Here is a 983-nt window from a genome sequence, read left to right on the forward strand (position 1 = left end):
ATCAATGCCGATGATGGCATTGATGCTGCGCTGAAGAGCGTATCGAGCAAATACATAATCACCATGATCATCACCATGCGCACGGCGAACATCACGAGCATGCACATGACCATTTCGATTCGTTTGTGATTCAGATCGGTGAAGTCGATAGCGATAAAATTCAAGCAGCGATACAAAACGTTGTTAGTGACTTCAATATCTTCAGAGTAAAAGGTTTTGCAGCTTTGCCAGGTAAGCCAATGAGACAAGTATTGCAGGCTGTGGGTAAGCGTCTAGACAGTTATTTTGACCGCCCATGGCAAGCAGGCGAGCCAAGAAAAACATCGCTCGTTTTTATCGGAAAAGGCATCGAGAAAGCGGTCATCCAAAGCGTATTAGAAAACGCCCTGGTTTAGGTGGACGGGTTTAGGCAAACAGGTTTAAACGCACCCATTAGACAAGCGATATTGAAAGGCAGAATTTGGTGATTTTTTTATGCATTTGCTAGCAGCTAAACCGGGTGGTTTTGTCGATGATGAAGGTATTATCGATCTCGATCAAAGCCCCGCAGAGGTAGTTATACTGACATCGGCAGACAGTAGTTTGTCTGCACTGTCGTATGCGCTACAAAATATGCACGAAGATCACCAACACGATGTGAACTTTCCGCAAGTGCGTTTGGCGAACTGGATGCAATTGTTAAAGCCTGCTGCGTATGACTTGTATGAGCATAAGGTCTTGGAGTCGGCCCAAGTCGTTGTCGTATCCTTATTGGGTGGCGCGAGTTATTGGGCCTATGGTTTGGAGCGCTTGGTTGACTGGCAGAACGCACAAACACCGGACGCTCCTAGAACCTTAATTGTGGTTCCTGGGGATGATAATCCTGATCCGGACTTATCTGATGCTAGTTCGGTAGTGCCTCAGGATGCGCACCGTGTTTGGCGTTACTTGCGTGAAGGCGGCGTCGAGAATGCCCGACATCTTTATCACTTTATTATTGCGCG

Annotated in this window: 1 protein-coding gene and 1 pseudogene; both read left to right on the forward strand. The window is 47.0% G+C overall.

Going from position 1 to position 983, the window contains the following annotated elements; all coding sequences use genetic code 11:
• The first annotated feature begins 125 nt into the window (after window positions 1-125).
• Window positions 126-395, forward strand: coding sequence for a GTP-binding protein (locus A3766_RS08290; protein WP_068637966.1), 270 nt, complete (start codon window positions 126-128; stop codon window positions 393-395).
• Between the two features lie 79 nt (window positions 396-474).
• Window positions 475-983: pseudogene (locus A3766_RS08295) on the forward strand (cobaltochelatase subunit CobN); the annotation flags it as partial.

This window comes from Oleiphilus sp. HI0132, assembly GCF_001635845.1.